The organism is Myxococcota bacterium, from assembly GCA_040387835.1.
Lineage (GTDB): Bacteria > Myxococcota > UBA727 > UBA727 > JABDBI01 > JAZKCZ01.
The window spans coordinates 439,973-457,440 of sequence record JAZKCZ010000001.1; the positions used below are offsets into that span (position 1 = coordinate 439,973).

General features: G+C 47.9%; 19 protein-coding genes. 9 read left to right on the forward strand and 10 right to left on the reverse strand.

The features are described 5' to 3' along the window. Positions 1-3 precede the first annotated feature (3 nt). The 3 genes from V4534_02180 to V4534_02190 are packed head-to-tail and all read right to left on the reverse strand — an operon-like array spanning position 4 to position 2,061. On the reverse strand, positions 4-813 hold the full coding sequence (locus V4534_02180) for a methyltransferase domain-containing protein (protein ID MES2503665.1): 810 nt from the start codon (positions 811-813) through the stop codon (positions 4-6). 28 nt (positions 814-841) lie between these two features. Beyond that, the gene (gene rfbA, locus V4534_02185; protein ID MES2503666.1) at positions 842-1,717 is read right to left on the reverse strand and encodes a glucose-1-phosphate thymidylyltransferase RfbA; all 876 of its coding nucleotides are present in this window, start codon (positions 1,715-1,717) and stop codon (positions 842-844) included. Positions 1,718-1,737: 20 nt separating this feature from the next. Continuing rightward, positions 1,738-2,061, reverse strand: a complete 324-nt coding sequence (locus V4534_02190) for an EamA family transporter (GenBank protein MES2503667.1) — start codon at positions 2,059-2,061, stop codon at positions 1,738-1,740. A gap of 19 nt (positions 2,062-2,080) precedes the next feature. Here V4534_02190 and V4534_02195 point away from each other — a divergent pair, with 19 nt between their 5' ends. Further along, positions 2,081-2,974 carry an EamA family transporter gene (locus V4534_02195; GenBank protein MES2503668.1) on the forward strand — a complete coding sequence of 298 codons (894 nt, stop codon included), beginning with the start codon at positions 2,081-2,083 and terminating at the stop codon, positions 2,972-2,974. Here the strand turns inward: V4534_02195 and V4534_02200 are convergent. Genes V4534_02200 through ffh form a run of 3 tightly spaced genes read right to left on the reverse strand, consistent with a single transcriptional unit; the run spans position 2,913 to position 8,126 of the window. After that, the gene (locus tag V4534_02200) at positions 2,913-4,610 is read right to left on the reverse strand and encodes a tetratricopeptide repeat protein (protein MES2503669.1); all 1,698 of its coding nucleotides are present in this window, start codon (positions 4,608-4,610) and stop codon (positions 2,913-2,915) included. The two genes, V4534_02195 and V4534_02200, sit on opposite strands and share 62 nt — an antisense overlap. A 26-nt stretch (positions 4,611-4,636) precedes the next feature. Then, positions 4,637-6,670 (reverse strand): hypothetical protein, encoded by a 2,034-nt coding sequence (locus V4534_02205; protein MES2503670.1) that lies wholly within the window; start codon positions 6,668-6,670, stop codon positions 4,637-4,639. 13 nt (positions 6,671-6,683) lie between these two features. Continuing rightward, the gene (gene ffh, locus V4534_02210; GenBank protein ID MES2503671.1) at positions 6,684-8,126 is read right to left on the reverse strand and encodes a signal recognition particle protein; all 1,443 of its coding nucleotides are present in this window, start codon (positions 8,124-8,126) and stop codon (positions 6,684-6,686) included. A gap of 58 nt (positions 8,127-8,184) precedes the next feature. On the opposite strand from ffh, the gene V4534_02215 reads away from it, so the two are divergent. Genes V4534_02215 through V4534_02235 form a run of 5 tightly spaced genes read left to right on the forward strand, consistent with a single transcriptional unit; the run spans position 8,185 to position 11,043 of the window. Then, positions 8,185-8,466 carry an integration host factor subunit beta gene (locus V4534_02215; GenBank protein ID MES2503672.1) on the forward strand — a complete coding sequence of 94 codons (282 nt, stop codon included), beginning with the start codon at positions 8,185-8,187 and terminating at the stop codon, positions 8,464-8,466. After that, positions 8,459-9,157: a molybdopterin-binding protein gene (locus V4534_02220; protein ID MES2503673.1), complete on the forward strand. Its 699-nt coding sequence runs from the start codon at positions 8,459-8,461 to the stop codon at positions 9,155-9,157. The genes V4534_02215 and V4534_02220 overlap by 8 nt, the downstream gene beginning before the upstream one ends. Next, a complete protein-coding gene (locus V4534_02225) occupies positions 9,154-9,948 on the forward strand; it encodes a hypothetical protein (protein ID MES2503674.1) in 795 nt (264 codons plus the stop codon). The genes V4534_02220 and V4534_02225 overlap by 4 nt, the downstream gene beginning before the upstream one ends. After that, on the forward strand, positions 9,852-10,430 hold the full coding sequence (locus V4534_02230; GenBank protein MES2503675.1) for a Maf family protein: 579 nt from the start codon (positions 9,852-9,854) through the stop codon (positions 10,428-10,430). The genes V4534_02225 and V4534_02230 overlap by 97 nt, the downstream gene beginning before the upstream one ends. Positions 10,431-10,485: 55 nt before the next feature. Further along, complete coding sequence (locus tag V4534_02235; protein ID MES2503676.1) at positions 10,486-11,043, forward strand: glycoside hydrolase family 19 protein; 558 nt, start codon at positions 10,486-10,488, stop codon at positions 11,041-11,043. Position 11,044: 1 nt separating this feature from the next. Here the strand turns inward: V4534_02235 and V4534_02240 are convergent, their stop codons facing one another. The 4 genes from V4534_02240 to V4534_02255 are packed head-to-tail and all read right to left on the reverse strand — an operon-like array spanning position 11,045 to position 15,199. After that, positions 11,045-11,500 (reverse strand): hypothetical protein, encoded by a 456-nt coding sequence (locus tag V4534_02240; protein MES2503677.1) that lies wholly within the window; start codon positions 11,498-11,500, stop codon positions 11,045-11,047. Between the two features lie 32 nt (positions 11,501-11,532). Then, positions 11,533-12,489 carry a transketolase C-terminal domain-containing protein gene (locus V4534_02245; GenBank protein MES2503678.1) on the reverse strand — a complete coding sequence of 319 codons (957 nt, stop codon included), beginning with the start codon at positions 12,487-12,489 and terminating at the stop codon, positions 11,533-11,535. After that, the gene (locus tag V4534_02250; GenBank protein MES2503679.1) at positions 12,471-13,463 is read right to left on the reverse strand and encodes a thiamine pyrophosphate-dependent enzyme; all 993 of its coding nucleotides are present in this window, start codon (positions 13,461-13,463) and stop codon (positions 12,471-12,473) included. Before V4534_02250 ends, V4534_02245 begins: the two co-directional genes overlap by 19 nt. Continuing rightward, on the reverse strand, positions 13,460-15,199 hold the full coding sequence (locus tag V4534_02255; protein MES2503680.1) for a transglycosylase SLT domain-containing protein: 1,740 nt from the start codon (positions 15,197-15,199) through the stop codon (positions 13,460-13,462). Before V4534_02255 ends, V4534_02250 begins: the two co-directional genes overlap by 4 nt. On the opposite strand from V4534_02255, the gene V4534_02260 reads away from it, so the two are divergent. The 3 genes from V4534_02260 to folB are packed head-to-tail and all read left to right on the forward strand — an operon-like array spanning position 15,198 to position 17,463. Then, positions 15,198-16,646 (forward strand): trypsin-like peptidase domain-containing protein, encoded by a 1,449-nt coding sequence (locus tag V4534_02260; GenBank protein MES2503681.1) that lies wholly within the window; start codon positions 15,198-15,200, stop codon positions 16,644-16,646. The genes V4534_02255 and V4534_02260 overlap by 2 nt on opposite strands. Next, positions 16,646-17,122, forward strand: a complete 477-nt coding sequence (locus tag V4534_02265; GenBank protein MES2503682.1) for a hypothetical protein — start codon at positions 16,646-16,648, stop codon at positions 17,120-17,122. Before V4534_02260 ends, V4534_02265 begins: the two co-directional genes overlap by 1 nt. Continuing rightward, on the forward strand, positions 17,089-17,463 hold the full coding sequence (folB, locus tag V4534_02270; GenBank protein MES2503683.1) for a dihydroneopterin aldolase: 375 nt from the start codon (positions 17,089-17,091) through the stop codon (positions 17,461-17,463). The genes V4534_02265 and folB overlap by 34 nt, the downstream gene beginning before the upstream one ends. The last annotated feature ends 5 nt before the right edge of the window (positions 17,464-17,468 follow it).

Consider the following 17,468-nt stretch of genomic DNA (forward strand, 5'->3'; position numbering starts at 1 on the left):
ATTCTAGCTTTGCAGTACACCAATCAAACTGCTTCCTACAGGAATTTTGAGGCCTCGGTTGATAAATAATAATTCTGCGGCATTGATACCGTTGAGCACTCTCTGCGCAATTAAACCTGCCTGATGATTTTCTGACTCGGACCGAGTGACCTCAATAACAGGGCGTCTTCTACCAAAATGGTAGGGCATAGATCTCAAAAGAAATAGTGGCAAAATAGCATAAGAAAAAAAGTAGCTGGACCAAAGCCAATTAAATCCAGCTTGTTTTGCTAACTTCTTCATGGTCTTAGTCGTGTGGCGCCTGAAATGGCCAGCCGCCGAGTCAACATCAGACCAAAGGAATTGATAAGCAGGCACTGTGAAGTAAACATATGCGCCACGGGGAATGTGGTTTCTTAACTGAGTCATGAATTGGACGTCATCGTCAACATGCTCGATCACATCAAACAATCCGATGCCACCAACTCGGTTCGCAGAAAAATCAAAGTTCTGAAAAAACATATTATACACATTTGAAATGCCCCGGCTCCGGGCATTGAGGCAGCCCTGATATCCTGGCTCGATTAAAAATGAATCTCGCTCTGGGAAGGACCTGGCTATCTGTTGGAGTTGGTAGCCATTTCCGCCACCAATGTCGGCAAAACCATTTTCAAAGGGAAATTGCCTAATCACGCTTGAAATGACCTCATTTCGATGCCGAAACCAAAAGCTTAGGTCCTCTATTTTCAGACATTCGTCATTGCTACTATCCGGATATGAAATGCTAAGATCTTCCTTTCCCACCCACACGCCATTTTTATCAAGCTGCAACATAAGCTTTAAACTAACCTTAAATCGCCGGTTAAATCAGCAATAATTTTGTCAAATAGTTGGCGTATTCGTTTTTAGGGCCTAACTCTTCGGCGCGTTTGAGAATGTCTTCATCCGTCAGCCAGCCTCTTCGCCAGGCGATTTCTTCCAGGCAGGCCATCTTGAATGCTTGTCTGCGCTCTAAAGTTGCTACGAAGTTGCTGGCATCCAACAGGCTGTCATGCGTGCCAGAATCCAGCCAAGCGAAGCCTCTGCCTAGCATTTCTACATAGAGTTCGTTTTGTTGTAGATAGACGCGGTTTAGATCGCTGATTTCCAGTTCGCCTCTGGGTGAGGCTTTTAGGCTGCGCGCTATTTGAACCACTTGTGAGTCGTAAAAATACAAGCCTGTCACAGCCAAATCGGATTTGGGTTGTGCAGGCTTTTCTTCTATAGAAATCGCTTTGCCGGCTTTATCCAGCTGCACGACGCCGAACGCGGTGGGATTGTTGACTTGATAGGCAAAGACGGTGGCGCCTTTGGTCCGGTTTCTGGCGCGTTTAAGATGGTCGGATATGCCTTGGCCGAAGAATATATTGTCGCCTAGGATCAAACTCACGCTGTCTTGGCCAATAAACTCGGCGCCGATTAAGAAGGCTTGAGCAATGCCTTCGGGGCGGTCTTGCGTTGCGTAGGTGATATTTAGGCCTACGTGAGCCCCTGAGCCTAATAACTGTTGGTACGAGGGCAAATCACGTTCCGTTGAGATAATCAGAATATCTCGGATATCCGCCAGCATTAAGACTGACAGCGGATAGTAAATCATGGGTTTGTCGTAAACAGGCAACAAATGTTTTGAGATCACCTGGGTGAGTGGATGCAGCCTGGTTCCCTGCCCGCCTGCTAAGATGATGCCTTTCCAACCCATGAGATATTTTAGTATATAAGTTAAATGTTAATCAAGATGATGCCGATTAATATTAGGAAAAGGCCGGCCAGGCCGAACAGACTAATTTTTTCCGCTAGAAAATACCAGCTGACAAAGGTGATACCGCCGATGACGAAGGCTGCTGAAAATGGTTGAGCGAAGCTTAAGGGGATTTTTTGCAGACACCAGTAATAAACGATATAGGATACACCAAGCAGGCTGATGCTGCTAAAGACCATGGGGGAAAAGAAGCTCTGCCCTTTTAAGCTCGCGCATTTCATGACGTAGCTTCCACCTAAACTGAGTATGTTAGAAAGTAAAAGCGCGCCAAAATACGGATCCATGAGTAATTATTAACATAAGATGGCACCTCGATTCTTTCTACTGTCTGCAATTTTTCTCTGGGCAACGGCCTTTGTGGGCATCAGAGTTGCGTTGACGGATTTTTCTCCGGGCGCCCTTGCTCTATTTCGCTTTTTGGTTGCGGGTATTTGCCTGGTGCCGCCTTATTTGCGGGTTAAGAACAAATCTCGCATCGGGCTGCGGGAGTTGGGTTTGTTGGTTTTAATCGGGCCAATTGGCATGGGCTGTTACAGCGTTCTGCTCAATCAAAGTGAACTACAAATAACTGCAGGGATTGCTAGTCTGGTGGTCTCGTTGACGCCGGTTCTCTCGAGTTTAATGGCTATCACTTGGCTTAAAGAAAAACCTTCCACAGGTATGTTTTTGGGAATCTTACTGAGCTGTCTAGGTCTACTGCTTATCGCTTTTGAAAATATCACAGACTTCGAATATAACTGGGCCATTTTCTTGGTTGTCCTGGCTGTGGTTTGTGGGGCAATTCAGTCGGTTTCCCAAAAGGTGCTGCTGAAGAACTGGACGGCACTGGAGCTGGTGAGTTTTGCGATGTGGTTAACGTTGTTGGCACTTACGCCTTATACGTTGGACCTTGTGCACGAGATTCACACGGCTTCTTATTTTACAATTATTGCGTGTATCTATTTAGGGATCGTGCCAGCTTTTTTAGCGCAGTGGCTTTGGAGTCATGGGTTGTCTAAAGTGCCGTTGATACATGCCAATAGTTACTTGTTCACCATGCCGTTAATCACTGCGCTGATTGGTTGGTTGGCTTTGGGTGAAAAGCCTGGGCTATTTGGGGTACTTGGGGGCCTAGTGGCGCTTTTGGGTGCTTTTGTTAGCGTTCGTCAACGGTCAATGCCCAGAGAAGATCTTGAGTATATTGACTCCCCGGGTTAGCGGCGAAGGCTTTCCGAGCATGCTTCCTGGCGGTTGGTAAATCGCCGAGTCGCCAGCGTATCTGAGCTAAAGTCGCGTGCGCTTCGGAGAAATTAGGTGAGAAAGTGAGCGCTTTTTGCAGGACGGACTCCGCTTCTTTAAAGCGCTTGCTTGAGAAATAACAACGGCCGAGATTCGATAGAAACTGTGCGTCATCTGGCGACAGAGCCACGGCTTTTTCTAGAGCGATGATGGCGACATCTTGATGACCGCATTCCAGGTGGGCGATACCCAGTCCGTTGGCGATGTCTGGGTCGTCGGGCAAGAGCCGCATCGCTTTTTCCAAAAAAGAGATGGCTTCTTCGAACTGGCCGGTTTCGATGAGCGCTCTGCCTAGAGCATGGTTAATATCGCCGTCACCAAAGTTATAGCGATACGCCACACGGAACATTTCGACAGCCTTAGGCCAATTTTGGATGAGCTCGTAGGACAGGCCGCGCAAATACTCGGAGCGGCCAGGTGGTAGCGCCGATTTGGCTTCGCCGGCTGCTTCAACTAGATCGAAATATGGGCCTGGGATATCCCGCCAGGCAAAGTTGCCGCACGGGTGTTCGGGCAATTCTAGGAGTGCATCATATTCTAAAGCATCGACACCATCGGCAGATTGGTCGTGTACGAGAATATCTGCTTTATGCTTAAGATCTTTGATTAAACTTTCGGGTGTCTTGGGGTCCACAATCAAAATCGAATCTTCGCAGAAGCTCACAACTCGCACTTGGTCAATGTCCGGCCTAAATGGCTTAATCGCGCCTACCACGAGTTCCGGAAACGCTGCAATACTAGCGATTTGATCGCCAACCAAGACGGCAGCGAATAAGTCCCTGTCTTCGTGCAGATAGACGACGCAGTCAAATTTCCGAACGCCCATTTGGCGTTTAGATTCGCGCCAATAGTGTTCGAACAGTTGAGCAGAATCCCCAACGATGGGCCGTAGAGAATCTTCAAAAGCGCATTCTACTGCCCAAACGGATTTGCGATGCTGCTGAATTAACGCGCCAGGCCAGGCTTTTTGAAATCCTAATGAGCGCAGCGAAATTTGAACGGGTTTGCCTAAATACTGCCAATCGACTTCTCTTAAAGGCTCGGACCATTCGGAAATCATTCGGCGCGAAAAGAGTGCAGATTCGAGTGCAGGCTCCCAGGAAATCCCGGTTGGTAAAATGTTTTTCAAAGACTGCAGCAGTTTGAGCCGTTGGTTTACTTTTGCTTTATGGCTTTTGACAGTGGTCTCAATTTCTTGACCAAGCCAAAGGCTTTCGGAGGCAGGTCCTAAGGAATCTTCTTTGGCAAAGAAAATAACTTGCGTGCTATGCGTTGCACGCCACCCCGAATAAGCCGGATGCAGATGTTGGTTCTGGTGAATAATTTCCTGCCAGGTTAGGATTTGAAACCGATTGCTCGGATGCTTTCCTGGCAGAATATTTTGCTGAATTTCTTTGGCAATCTGTTTGGTTTCATGCTCCGAATAATGATAGCTCTCTGGAATTAATAAAATATAAACCCAGTCGCTGAGCATGAAAAATAGAATTGTTTGTTCTTCTTCGACTCGCTCAAAAGCGTCTCTAATTTTTTGCTTTAAAGCCAAAGAAGTTTGCATCGAATTAAGAGTCTAACATGAGACTCTTAGTGTTTTGGCCAAACTCCCAATAAAAAGCGTTCTCCCAGACTAATTGCTCTTGCCCGCTCGGCCATATCCGAAAAGCGAATTTTATCCGCCGGCCTGCTTGCTTTATTTCGAAGGTCATCAAAATCTGCCACTGCTTGCTCCGACTGACCAACTTGAGATTTAGCCAAAGCATAGAGCCTTTTAGATTCCTGTCCGACCCATCCTTCTAAGTTGGTTGGCATCAACAAAAGACCGGTATCGAAGTTTCCAGCTAAGATTTGAAATCGGGAGAGTAGGTACAATGCACTGTCTTTCGACAAATCGTTATCGTTTGCCTTGCCAAGAAAATAGCCTAATTTACCATAGGCGGCACCTGCCGTTAGGACGTCCTCAGGCTTTGCATTAAGAAGTTCAAGACTTGCTTTAGCGTAAGGCGCATCATTGACAAGTGCACTTTTAATGGCCAACTCGCGCTGACGATAGATGGGCAGTTCATCGGTCTTCAAAGCTGCCGTAGGATTTTGGGGAACTGCCTGAACTGTGGAGCCCTTTTCGCAGGTAGCGAGTAAAACAGATTTTTCCGAAAAATCGTTAGCAACGGACGGCAACGCATCAGGTGGTAGAGGCAAATTTTGGAGCTCGAGGCGGTAGGCATTTAAAAAGGAGTCTCTCAAGTTAACTTGCCCCGCCTCTGCTAACCTGCGCACCGCTTTTGCTCGACAAACTTGGGTATGGCACTGCTTATCAATCGTCGAGCCTAACAAAGCAGCCGAAGCGACATAAGCTCTGGAAGATGATTGGGACCAGAACGACCATAAATCAGTTTCCAACAGATTTTCAGGATGCTTTTCAAAGCCCAAGCGATACAGTGCTGCAGCTTGTTCTTTCAGATCCAGGTCATTTTGAAGGCTTAACTCAGGCGTCAAATAAGTCGCTAACCCTTCGGACAAGCCTAAGTTCGGCAAGACGCCAAAAACGCCAGGCAGGCCCCAGAGTGTGCCGCCAATCTCTCCGATCAATACATGGGCGATTTCGTGGCCTAAAGTTGGGTGAGGTATTTGCGAATGCGTAATATGAATCTGCCGGTGCGCAGGCAGTGTAAAGTGCACATGCTTTGCGCCCGTGTGATGCGCCAAAGAATCCATCGAATCATATAACCAGATATCTATCGAGCGGTGCGTTTCGATGCCTGTTCGCTGCTTTAATCGCTCGAGCCAAAAGCTTGCTTCCTGCAAAATGCCCTGCGCATGATCTTCGCCTACAGAGGCCAAGCGGGTATGCAGCGTAATTGGTCCGCGCACCAAGACATCGGGATAATCCTTTTTACGCTCACGCAATGAAGGCGAGATTAAAGCAGAGCTCTTAACTTGCACCACCAAGGCCGAAGCACCTAAAAAGAAAACCAGCCAAAACTGCGTTGCATGTTTTTTCCAAGGCATTCCCAAAACAAACAAAGCCGCCGCATAAAGCAGCGCGCTCATGCGATAAGCGACCAACGTAGGAGGAAGTTCCTGGCCCTTGAGCAAATCTCCAGCAAGCAAAAACCAATACGGGTCGTAAAAGCGCATCGATGGATTTGACCACCAGAGGGCTAGATGAAAGCCGGTATAGAGGGCCCAAATAGCCAGTCCTAAAACAACCGCAAAATGGAGTCTGCCGACCAGTCGTCCGAGCCAAACGCCCGTAACCAAACTCAAACAAAGCTGCGGCACTAAAATGGCGACAAAAGGCAAAATGCCTGATGACGGGCTGCAACTTTGAAAGCTCCAAGAATGAATTAAAATCGTCAAGAAATAACCAAGGACCGCAAAAAACACCCAGGTACCTTCACGGTAAACGTCATTAACGAAACCTTTATTGCTTCTTAATGCACCGCGGCAAATGCCAGCAATGTAGCAAAGAGGCGCTAAAAAGATGCCTAAGAAAAGAGCCGCTTCTCCGGTTGGCGTGCTTAAAAGTGGTGAGGACCAAGCAAATATCAATGCCGCAATTGATGCAAGCACCAAGAGCATGGACGCAGTCGACGGAAATCTATTCTTTTTCAGGTTCATTATCTCATTAAAGTTACCGTTTTTTATTTTTCTTACGGGCTAGCTTTTCTCTCCTTCTTTTATCCTTTCGGTCTGGTGATGGTTTTGGCATCGAAAAACCTGGGCTTGGTGCCATACTACGCATACCCATCGCAGGATTCAAGCCTGGCATTTTGCCTAAATTGCCCATCATATCTTTCATCATCTGAAACTGTTTCAAAAGCGCGTCTACCTCTACTTCGGTTCGCCCGGATCCAAGTGCAATCCGCTTTCGGCGGGATTTAAACTTAGCAATGACTTCCGGTTGCTTGCGTTCTCGAGGGGTCATGGACAGAATCATGGATTCAATCTTGCGCATCTGCCCTTCCCCATCGGCCGCTTTAATTTGAGCGCCCATTTGACCCATCCCAGGCAGCTTTTCCATTAGGCCGGCCAATGGTCCCATTTTGCGCAGCATTCGGATTTGATTTAGAAAATCTTGCAGTGAAAATTGGCCTTTGAGCATGCGTTCGGCATCTTTTTCAGCTTGGACTTTATCTACATGCTCTTCAAAATCCTGCACCAAAGACGCGATATCGCCCATGCCTAGGATCCGACTGGCCAAGCCTTCAGGTCTGAACTCTTCTAAATTAGCGGCCTTTTCGCCGGTTCCTAAAAACTTAATCGGCTTTTTGGTGATGGCCTTAATGGACAAGGCCGCGCCGCCGCGTGCATCACCGTCCAACTTGGTGAGAATAAAGCCGTCAATTTCCAGGCGGCGGTTAAATTCAAATGCCGTGGTCACCGAATCTTGACCAATCATGGCATCGACAACCAGCAAGATCTGATCCGGCTTCGCCAGATTTTTAATAGATTCAAGCTCACGCATCAACGTGTCATCTATGGCCAAGCGACCTGCGGTATCGAATATGACCAGATCGCAGCCCAGCTCACGCGCCCTTGCAAAGGCGTTTGCGCATAATTGCGGGGGCGCCAGCGCGGCATCGGCATACACTGGCACACTCATCTCGGCGCCCAAAATCTCAAGCTGTCTGACAGCGGCGGGCCGATAAATGTCTGCAGCCACCAACAACGGTTTGCGCGATTTCTTTTTAAAATAGGCAGCCAACTTGGCAGTGGTAGTTGTTTTTCCTGCACCTTGAAGACCAACCATCATGATGCTGCCAATAGGTTTGGACAGCTCCACGCTGGTGCTTTCGGGGCCCATCAAATTTACCAGTTCATCTTGGCAAATTTTAATAAAATGCTGAGCGGGGCTGACTTTGCGCTTTTGAAAAGCGGTGGTGACTTCTTTGCCTAGAGACTTCTCTTTCACCGCAGCCAAAAATTGTTCGATGACATCAATATTGACGTCTGCTTCCAAAAGAGAATCTCGAACTTCACTTAGCGCCGTGTTGATATTACTTTCTGTCAGGACAGCTTGCCCATTTAGAAAATTTCTGGCATTTCGAAAACCTTTAGATAACGTATCAAGCATGTTCGCCTTCTTAGCTTGGCGTTTGCTAAAAGCCAAATACCTGTTGTAGGTTTTAAAGATGCTGAAGAGTGAATTGATCGAACGATTAGGAGATGAATCAAAAGGCATCTCCGGAGAAGACATAGAAACCGTGGTCAAAACTATTTTTGACACCATGAGTGAAGCTTTATGCCAGCATCACCGTATTGAAATACGAGGTTTCGGATCTTTTTCCGCTAAAAAACGCCGTTCCAGAAACGCACATAACCCTAAGACGGGCGTCAAAGTAACGGTGCCAGAAAAATGGGTGCCCTTCTTTGTGCCCGGTAAAGAGCTCCGCGAGCGCGCCAACAATGCCTAGGGCTTCCGCGATTATCATTGGCAATGAGATCTTAAATGGCAAAGTTCAAGACGCCAACACTCAAACCCTTGCGCGGGTGCTCTTTGAGTGCGGCGTTGCCTTAAAATGTGTCGAGACCATCCCTGATCATACTGAAACCATCGTGGAGACTGTCAGAAAGCATAGCGCGACTTACGATTTGGTTTTTACTTCAGGCGGTATCGGGCCCACCCATGATGACATCACCTACGATGGCGTTGCGAAAGCTTTTGGTCAAAATCTCGCCTTGCATGCTGAAACCGTTCGTCGCTACAGAGAGTTTCACGGCAAAGAGCCCAATGAGGCAAGAAAGCGAATGGCGCTGCTTCCGGAGAACGCCGAAGTTTTTTTCAATGACGGCTTATGGGTGCCTACAGTTTATTTGAGGCCAGTTTATGTTTTGGCAGGCATCCCTGAATTATTTACCCAAATGCTGGAAGGCATTAGACACCGCTTCACCTATCAAAGTTTTGAACGAGCGCTGATTTATACTGACCGTTTAGAAGGCGATATTGCAGCTGAACTTGAACAGGTTCAACAGCAGTTTTCAGATGTTGAGATTGGCAGTTATCCTCAAAAACCTGGCTCTGACCATCGTGTGATGCTGAGCGTTGAAGGCGCAAACGCTGAACATGTTCGACAAGCGGCCGATTTGATCGAGAAGTTTGTTTGAATCAATACACCGCGTTTGGTCTAAAGATTTCCAGCGAAATTACGCTGCCTCCCTTACCATCCTCAGCGTTTGACGCGCCCGACATTTGCATCAGGCAAGGCCCAATTGATAACCCGACTTTCGCCATTCCTACCATTGGCAAGTTCCTGGTTGCTGGGATTGAGGAAATCATATTCGAACCAATGCCAGCTGCATCGCATAAAGATATAATTCCGTTTATTTTAGGCTCATGCTTAGGCATTTTGCTGCAAAGGCGTGGCAACTTAGTGTTGCACGGCAATGCCATCACAGCAGGCAATCAATGCGTCATATTCATCGGCCCCTCGGGAGCAGGCAAATCGACCCTCGCAGGTGGCTTTTTAAGGCAAGGTTACTCAATTCTGAGCGATGATTTATGCGTCATTACGCCTGAACACCAAGTATTGCCGGGTTATCCGCAAATTAAGCTATGGCGCGACTCTGCGCAAATGCTTGGGTATGACTGCTCAGGTCTAGAGCCTGTCTTTCAAAGGCAAGATAAGTTCGCGATTCCTATTGCCGATAATTTCACTGGATCGGCAAAGCCCCTCAAGCAAATTTATGTATTGGCGCCTTTTGAGCAAACGCCGTTTAGTTCACTCAAATCCCTTATCGACAATACTTACAGGCTAACGTTTATTGAAAGCAGCGAAGAACGTGCTAAGCACCTTTTACAATGTCAATCAATCTTAACAAATATCCCTCTAAAATCGCTCTCGCATCGAGCTCCCCTAGACGACGTGAACTTTTACAAAGCCTTGGTTTTGAATTAACTTTATTGGACCCCAATATTGACGAGTCTCAGCGTCCAGATGAAACGCCTGAAAATTTGGTGTTGCGGCTTGCGGTTGAAAAGGCCCAAGCAGTGGCTCACCTCACGGACCTGCCCATCATGGCTGCCGATACGGTCGTGGTTGTTGAGGGTGTTATCCTGGGCAAGCCGCATGACATCCATCACGCACGTGACATGATTTTGCAGCTGTCTGGCAAGGAGCACTTGGTACTGACGGGGTACGCCCTCTCCTACCAAAACCGACTAGTCAATAATCTGGCGCAAACAACAATTACATTCCGAGATTTGTGCGATTACGAAGTAGATAACTATCTGCAAACAGGCCAATGGGCAGGCAAAGCCGGCGCATGCACCCTACAAGGCGCCAGCGGCCCGTTCGTGAACAACATCAACGGCAGTCTTGCGAACGTCTTAGGCCTACCCCTAAACGAAGTCCTAGCCGCCCTACAAAAGGTTGCATAACCCCTCTCCCGAGCCACATTTGCAAACGCAGGTTGAAGATTTTATGAGTATTTCTATGAAACTTTTTAATTCTTTCGCTTTAAGTTTCCTAATTAGCTCATGCCTCTCTGCTGAAGAGGATTACTGTCTTGCTAGCCCGAGAGAACGCGCTCAAGTTTTCATCACAGAGCAGTTCAAACTGCAGAACTTTAATAACCCAATGCATCTTGCCTATATCCTTGCTACCGCAGAACATGAAACCGCCAATTTCACTTCGATGAAGGAAATTGGTGGTGAGAGAAAGAAGTACGCGCCTTGGTACGGGCGTGGTTACCCTCAGCTGACGCATAAGGCGAACTACGAGAAATATACTAGATTTCTTGGCGTTGATTTAATGACGAATCCGGATCTGATGCTTAGGGAAGACGTTTCGGCGCGCGTTATCGTTCATGGAATGATGTATGGCTGGTTCACAGGCGTGAATCTGACTCATTTTATCAATCCCAATCGATGTGACTTTGTTGCGGCTCGCATTACGGTGAATGCTAGAGACCGGGCTGAGAAAATTGCTGGGGTTGCTCGGAGGTGGGCAAAATGGTTTGGGAACAGGGAAAAGCCCTCTCCCGATTTTTAGCTTATTTTTTTAGTTTTTGTACAGCCTTTAGGCCGTCTTCGGTTAGTAGGTAGCGTTTGGTTTTTTTATCTTGCGATACTTGCTTAATATAATGGTTATGGCTGTGTACCATTCTCGAGACGTTAATTGGGTATAGCTCTACTTCGGCCGCTTGAAAGACTAACGCGCTGACGTCATGCACACTGATGCCATCATAATATGCAGCATCATCTGCGGCTTTAAATGCCCATAGGATCCACGCTAGGCTTCGTTTGCCATCAAGTTCTGCTTCTTGATGAAGCAAAGGCAAGTCATGTGGATGCAGGCGGCGGTAGATTTGGTCTGCGCGCTCTGAATAGATAGGCTCAAAGGATTTAGATATCTTGAGGTTATCTAATTTCTTTTCCGAAGTTTTGGCTTCGGGTAAGGAAGACTTGAACGACTTAAAGACCATCTTAAGCAAGCGTTTCATAACCATAGTTTTCGCTATGCCAAGGCCTAGACTAAAGTTCAATACGCCATTAGGCGGATTGCTTCCTCGTAGATCGCTTCGTTTGACGTCAAATAGTCTGCTTCCAGCGCCGGTGAATATGGCACAGGTGTGTCTTTAGAACCTAATACGCAAATGGGAGCATCCAGCTGTTCAAATAGGTTTTCAGCGATTTGCGATCCGATTGATTCAAGCACGCTGCCGCGTTTGGTGTCCTCGCCTACCAAAAGCACGCGGCCCGTTTTACGAATGCTTTGAGCGATAGCTTCGAAATCAAGCGGCACCAACGTTCGCAGGTCTAGGATTTCACAGTCGAGCTCACTCAAAGTTTTCAGTACTCGGTGCACATAAGCGCCGTAACTAATTACCGTCAGTTTGGATCCGGCCTTTCGAATCGCCGCTTTGCCGAGTTCGACCGGCTCGTCGCTCAAGTCTTCTCTTAGCGAGGGGTCGCGGTAAAGAGCGATATGCTCGTAGTAAAGCACCGGATCTTGTTCCCGACTGGCCGCGTGTAATAATGCTCGTGCATCTGATGGCGTGGACGGCGCAACGACTTTCAACCCTGGTGTTCGATAAAACCAAGCAGATGTGTCCTGCGAGTGAAATGGTCCAGCATGTCTCAGACCACCCCAAGGCATACGCAGAATAAACGGGGCTGGTTTGCCCAAGCGATAGCGTGCTTTCGCAGCATTATTGACCAGCTGGTTAAAGCCCGATGCCACAAAATCGTTAAACTGCATCTCGGCAATTGGCAGCAAGCCTTCCAAAGCCATGCCCACACAAGCGCCAATGATGGCATTCTCCGAAATAGGCGTGTTGATAAACCTTGGCCACAAGGCTTGAGGCATCGCTTTAAATAGCATGAAAACATTGCCATACGGCGGGGCCACATCTTCCCCAAGCACATAAGCTTTGGGATTTTGCTCTAAAATTTCCTGAATTCCCAAAGCGATGGCTTCTAAATAGGTTTTGGCCATGGACGAGATTTTACTTCAGCCAGTGCTGCTTCACAAGCTTGCAACGCTTTTTCTTTCATGCTGTCGATTTCAATGCTCGTACAAATTCCGGATGCAACAAGTTTGCTGGCGTAAGTTTTTAAAGGATCCTTTGCACGCCAATGCGCAAATGCCTTTGCATCCGCGTAGCCACCTGTTTTTAACTCCGGCAATTCAAAGCTCAGTGTTGGCTCTTGACCCAAATAAAGCATATCGTCGTGATGCGCATGCCCGCACATGCGCATGCTGGTAAGCTCGAGCATCACCGGCCCTTTGCCAGACTGGGCGTGCTTTGCGCCCCATGCAAATGCTTCATAAATGGCTTCGGGATCGGTGCCATCCAATGTTTTGGCTGGCATGCCATAACCGACAGCCTTGTCAGCGAAAGTTTGCGCTGCGGTTTGAGAGCCTAGTGGTGTGGATAAAGCTGTTTGATTGTTTTCAATACAAAATATCAATGGCAATTTTTGCACCGCAGCAAAATTAATCGCTTCGTGCCATTCGCCTAAAGAAGTGCCGCCCTCGCCCATAAAGCTGACCCCGATTCGGGATTCACCCTTAAGCTTCATCGCTAAGCCCATGCCGACCAATGTCGCAGTGCCAATGGCTAAAGGCGCTGCGGGAGATAGCACGCCTTGGTCCAAGTCACCGACATGCAAGTCCCTGCCATGAGACGGCAAGCCTGATTTCCCCGCCTGAGCATTTAACGCCAAAGCAATGTCGTTGTTGGTCATGGCTAAGATAGCGCCCAAGTCGCGTATCATGGGCGCGATGACGTTGTGTCCGCCTAGCTGTTTGATGGCGTACCCAGCAGCATAGATCGCTTCTTGCCCCAGGCTTCTAAACCCTTTGCCTTGAAAGCCTACGCTGGTCATAAACATGCGCTTCAGCGTATTATCTACTGCACGCGTTAAAATAATGCCGTACAGAATTTGCTTTTTATCAATGGGCGTCATGGCTTATTCTGGATCAAATAGAGAGGCTTTTTCAACCTGCCATTGAGCCAGGCATAACTTGCCCAAGCGCTGGTCACTTTCTTGACATAATTTCGAGTTTGCTCGTAAGGGATTTGTTCTACGAAATAGTCCATAGGAACGTCCGGCGCATATTGCTTCGCCCATCTCTGCACGGGTCCGGCGCCAGCATTATAGGATGCTATGATTTTGATAGGATGGTCCAACTTCTGGCTCAGCTCGTTCAAGTGCTTGGCGCCGGCGTCTATATTAACCAACGGGTCTAAAAGCTGGCTTTCGGTCAACTTCGCTGTGGTTGGCATAAGTTGACAAAGACCTACCGCGCCAGCCCAAGAAATAACGTCTTTGTCGAACATGCTTTCTTCTCTAGACAGCCCCATCAACCAATCCACGGGGATTTTTTCGAGCTCAGCTGCTCTATGATAGGCTTCAGAAAATGCCTTGGGGAAGGATAAATACCAAGGAAACTGCGTCACAAACTCCGGCTTGTTTGTTCTAGGAAAGGCAAGGCCCAAACCACGCATCGCTTGATGAGCCTTATCGGGGCGGTGTAGCTCCAAATAAGCGTTGGCCAGATTGAAGCGGTCGTTTTCGCCGCGATACTGCCGCATCAGTCTATCTACCACCCAAACCGCCTCTTGCGTCTTTCCATGCTCTTTCAGGCAAGACATGATTTGAAAAGTGGGATCCGCTTTTAGCGCCTGACTTGGCGGCAGCATAAAAACCGGGGGCTTTAACGACGATTTAGTCTTAGTTAGCTGAGCCGCCCAGTGGCCATAGTAATTAAAAGGCATTTCTTTAGCTAAATTTTGGAGGATTTCCTTACCCTCATGGCGTTGTTTACGGTCCGGATTTAGCTTCAGGCTTTCAAACTGCGGATACATCCGAAGGCGCCCTGACCAATACATGCCTTGAGGCGTTTTGAGAGTTTCAAACAAATGAATGGCAGGGTTCATCTGGCCCAGGCGGGCAAACTGCATCGCGCGCTCAAAAATGGTTTGCTCGCGCATGTCGCCTTTGGGATGCTCGTTAAAAATCTGATTTAGCACCTGAGCGCCATCCACTTCACGATCTAAATCTAAAAGTGTGTGCGCTTTCCATAAAAGTACGTCATCGGTAAAACTGTCGTTTGGATACTTGGCCAAAAAGTCATCTAAAACAGCAACCGCTGTTTCCGAAGGATTCATTGCCGCAATGCGAGCATTTAGAAAGAGCGCCTTCTTTTTAAAATCGCCTTCACAGGTATCCGCAGCCAATCGCAAAGTTTGACGAGCCTGAGCATAATTGCGGAGCTTTCGGTGAGCGAGACCTGTCAAATAGGTTGCCTCACAAGTATTCACCGTGGCTAAAGCGGCCACCACTTCAGCATTTCGATTCCAAGTGGTTAACACTCTGGCTCGTTGTAAAAGCTTATCGGCAGAAAAGTTTAGATTAGTGCAATAAGCTCTCGAGGCTTTTGTTTCAGCTAAATCTACACATAGTTTCTCATGCATATCTGCGGATTTTAAAGGGACTTCTGATAGAATTTCTGCTAACTTTTCACGACGCAGCATATCCAGATTAGCCGGCGCAATTTTAAGCGCTAATTCTACTTTGTTTTCAGTCGGCAGATTAAATACTTCTGTGTTCCAGAAATCGGCGGGGATCGGGCATATGGCGAGGGCCCATAAAATTCCCACTTGAAATTTGGTGCTAAAATAGTTTTTAATACGATCCATGAGAAAAATCCTACTCTTACTTAGTGTAACAATACCATCGTTGTGGTTAGTCGGCTTTTTTGGGGACAAACCGGCCGTAACGCCCAGTATCGCCAACGAACTTTGGGTCGAAATAACCCCAGAACAAAGTAAAAATTCGATTATTCCTATCCCTTCTCTGGCACCGCTCGTCAACCGCGTGAAGCCAGCGGTGTTGGTGGTTGCCACTGAATCGGTGATGCAGCGTAATCAGCAAGTGCCTCCAGGGTTTGAGGACCTTTTCCGCTTTTTTGGCCCAGGCGCAGGCGGCCCTAATATGAGGATGCCTGAACAAAAAAGTACCGGCCTTGGCAGCGGATTTATTATCCATCCATCCGGTCTTGCATTAACCAACAATCACGTGATTGAAGGTGCCAATAAAATCAAAATTAAAGTAGGCGGTGATTTGAAAGAATACGATGCTGAAGTGGTGGGTACAGACCCAGATACAGACGTCGCGCTAATTCAAATTAAGAGCGACAGAAAAGACTGGCCTGTTATCCCGCTAGGAAGCTCCTCTCGAATGCAAGTCGGAGATTTTGCGATGGCCATCGGTAATCCTCTGGGACTTGAAAACTCTATCTCTTTTGGGCCGATTTCAGCCAGAGGCAGAAGAGACATTCAACCTTCTGGCAAACGAGGCCTTTTCGATTTCATGCAGCTCAGCGCGGCCATCAACCCAGGTAATTCCGGTGGCGCTTTGTTAAACATGTCAGGCGAAGTGATTGGTATCAATACCGCCATCAGTGCCTCAGGTCAGGGCATCGCCTTTGCCATTCCAATTGATCAAGTCAAATTAATCCTGCCAGCGCTCAAAAAAGACGGTAAAGCCTCTCGATCAGGTATGGGCGTTAAAATCGAGAACGTAACGCCTGAACTCGCCAAAGAACTTGGCCTGGCGTACACCTACGGCGCCCTAGTGCGCGAAGTTATGCCTGGCAGCGCGGCCTCCAAAGCTGGCATTCAGCCTGGCGATGTTATCATCGAATTTGACGGCAAGGTTATTAACGACGCAAGCTCTCTGATGGTGGAAGCTGGTCTTGCACGCGTGGGCAAAAGCGCTCCCGTCAAAGTTTTTAGAGAAGGCAAGACTTTGACATTCCGCATCACCTTGGAAGCGATCAACAACAACAAAGAAGCGGCTCTGCCAAAAGCAGAATCGAAAGGCCTAGAAGAACTGGGAATCAGGGTCGCAAGTCATAAAGACCAGATGATTCAAGGTGCGCGCATCGTTGAAGTGAACGCTCACTCGGTGGCTGCTATGGTAGGCTTAGAAAAAGACGATGTGATCATCAAAGTAAATAATCAGCTGATTAAAGATGCCAACACCCTTGCCACTTTAGTGAAAAAGGTTCCAGCAGGCGGCATTTTAAGGGTATTGCTCAGACGAGGCCCAAGCACCTTGTTTGTCGCGATTCAAAAACCGTAATGTTAAGACTCATGCTCATGCGTCATGCGAACAGCCCTTTCGGGCCGCCTGACCATGAGCGCACGCTTTCTGAGGTAGGGCGTGCCAGTGTGCCTTTAATCGCTCAGCAGGTGGCAGATTTGGACTGGCTTCCAGAGCTTATTTACGTGAGCGATGCAAAAAGAACTCTGGAAACCTGCGCCTTGTTTATCAAAGCATTCACCCCCACTCCGGCTGTGCAGCAGGCCCACGATTTATATCAGGCGGATGCCTGGGGAGTTGTCGATTTTATTGCGCGCGTTAACCCGGTAGTTCAGACTTTTCAAATTGTCGGACATAACCCAACCATGGAAAAAACTTTGGAGATGCTCTGCGGGGTGCGTGAAAGCTTTGAACCCGCAAGCATCGCCTTACTGGAGCACCCTGGATCTTCTTGGTCAGAAGCGATAGAAGACGAGGATTCATGGAATCTAATACGATTTATATCCGCGACTTAAAGGTTGCTTGCATTATCGGCGTGCATGCCCATGAGCGAGAAGCGCCGCAAACTTTGGTTATCAACGTCAAGTTGCATTTAAGTAATTTGCGGGCTCGCTGCAGCGATAAGCTTGAAGATACGGTGGACTATTCGAAATTGGAGCAAGTTTTGGTGGAGACAGCTCAAACGAGTAGGTCTCAGTTAATCGAAAAACTGGCGCAAGTTTTAGCGGACGCGTGCCTGGCTTTCGATTCGCGGATCAAAAGCATAGAAGTTGACCTAGAGAAACCAGCGTGCTTAAAAAACGCACGGTCGGCCGGCATTAACGTTGTGAGCTATCAAATGTCACCCCGGCCTTGAGCCGG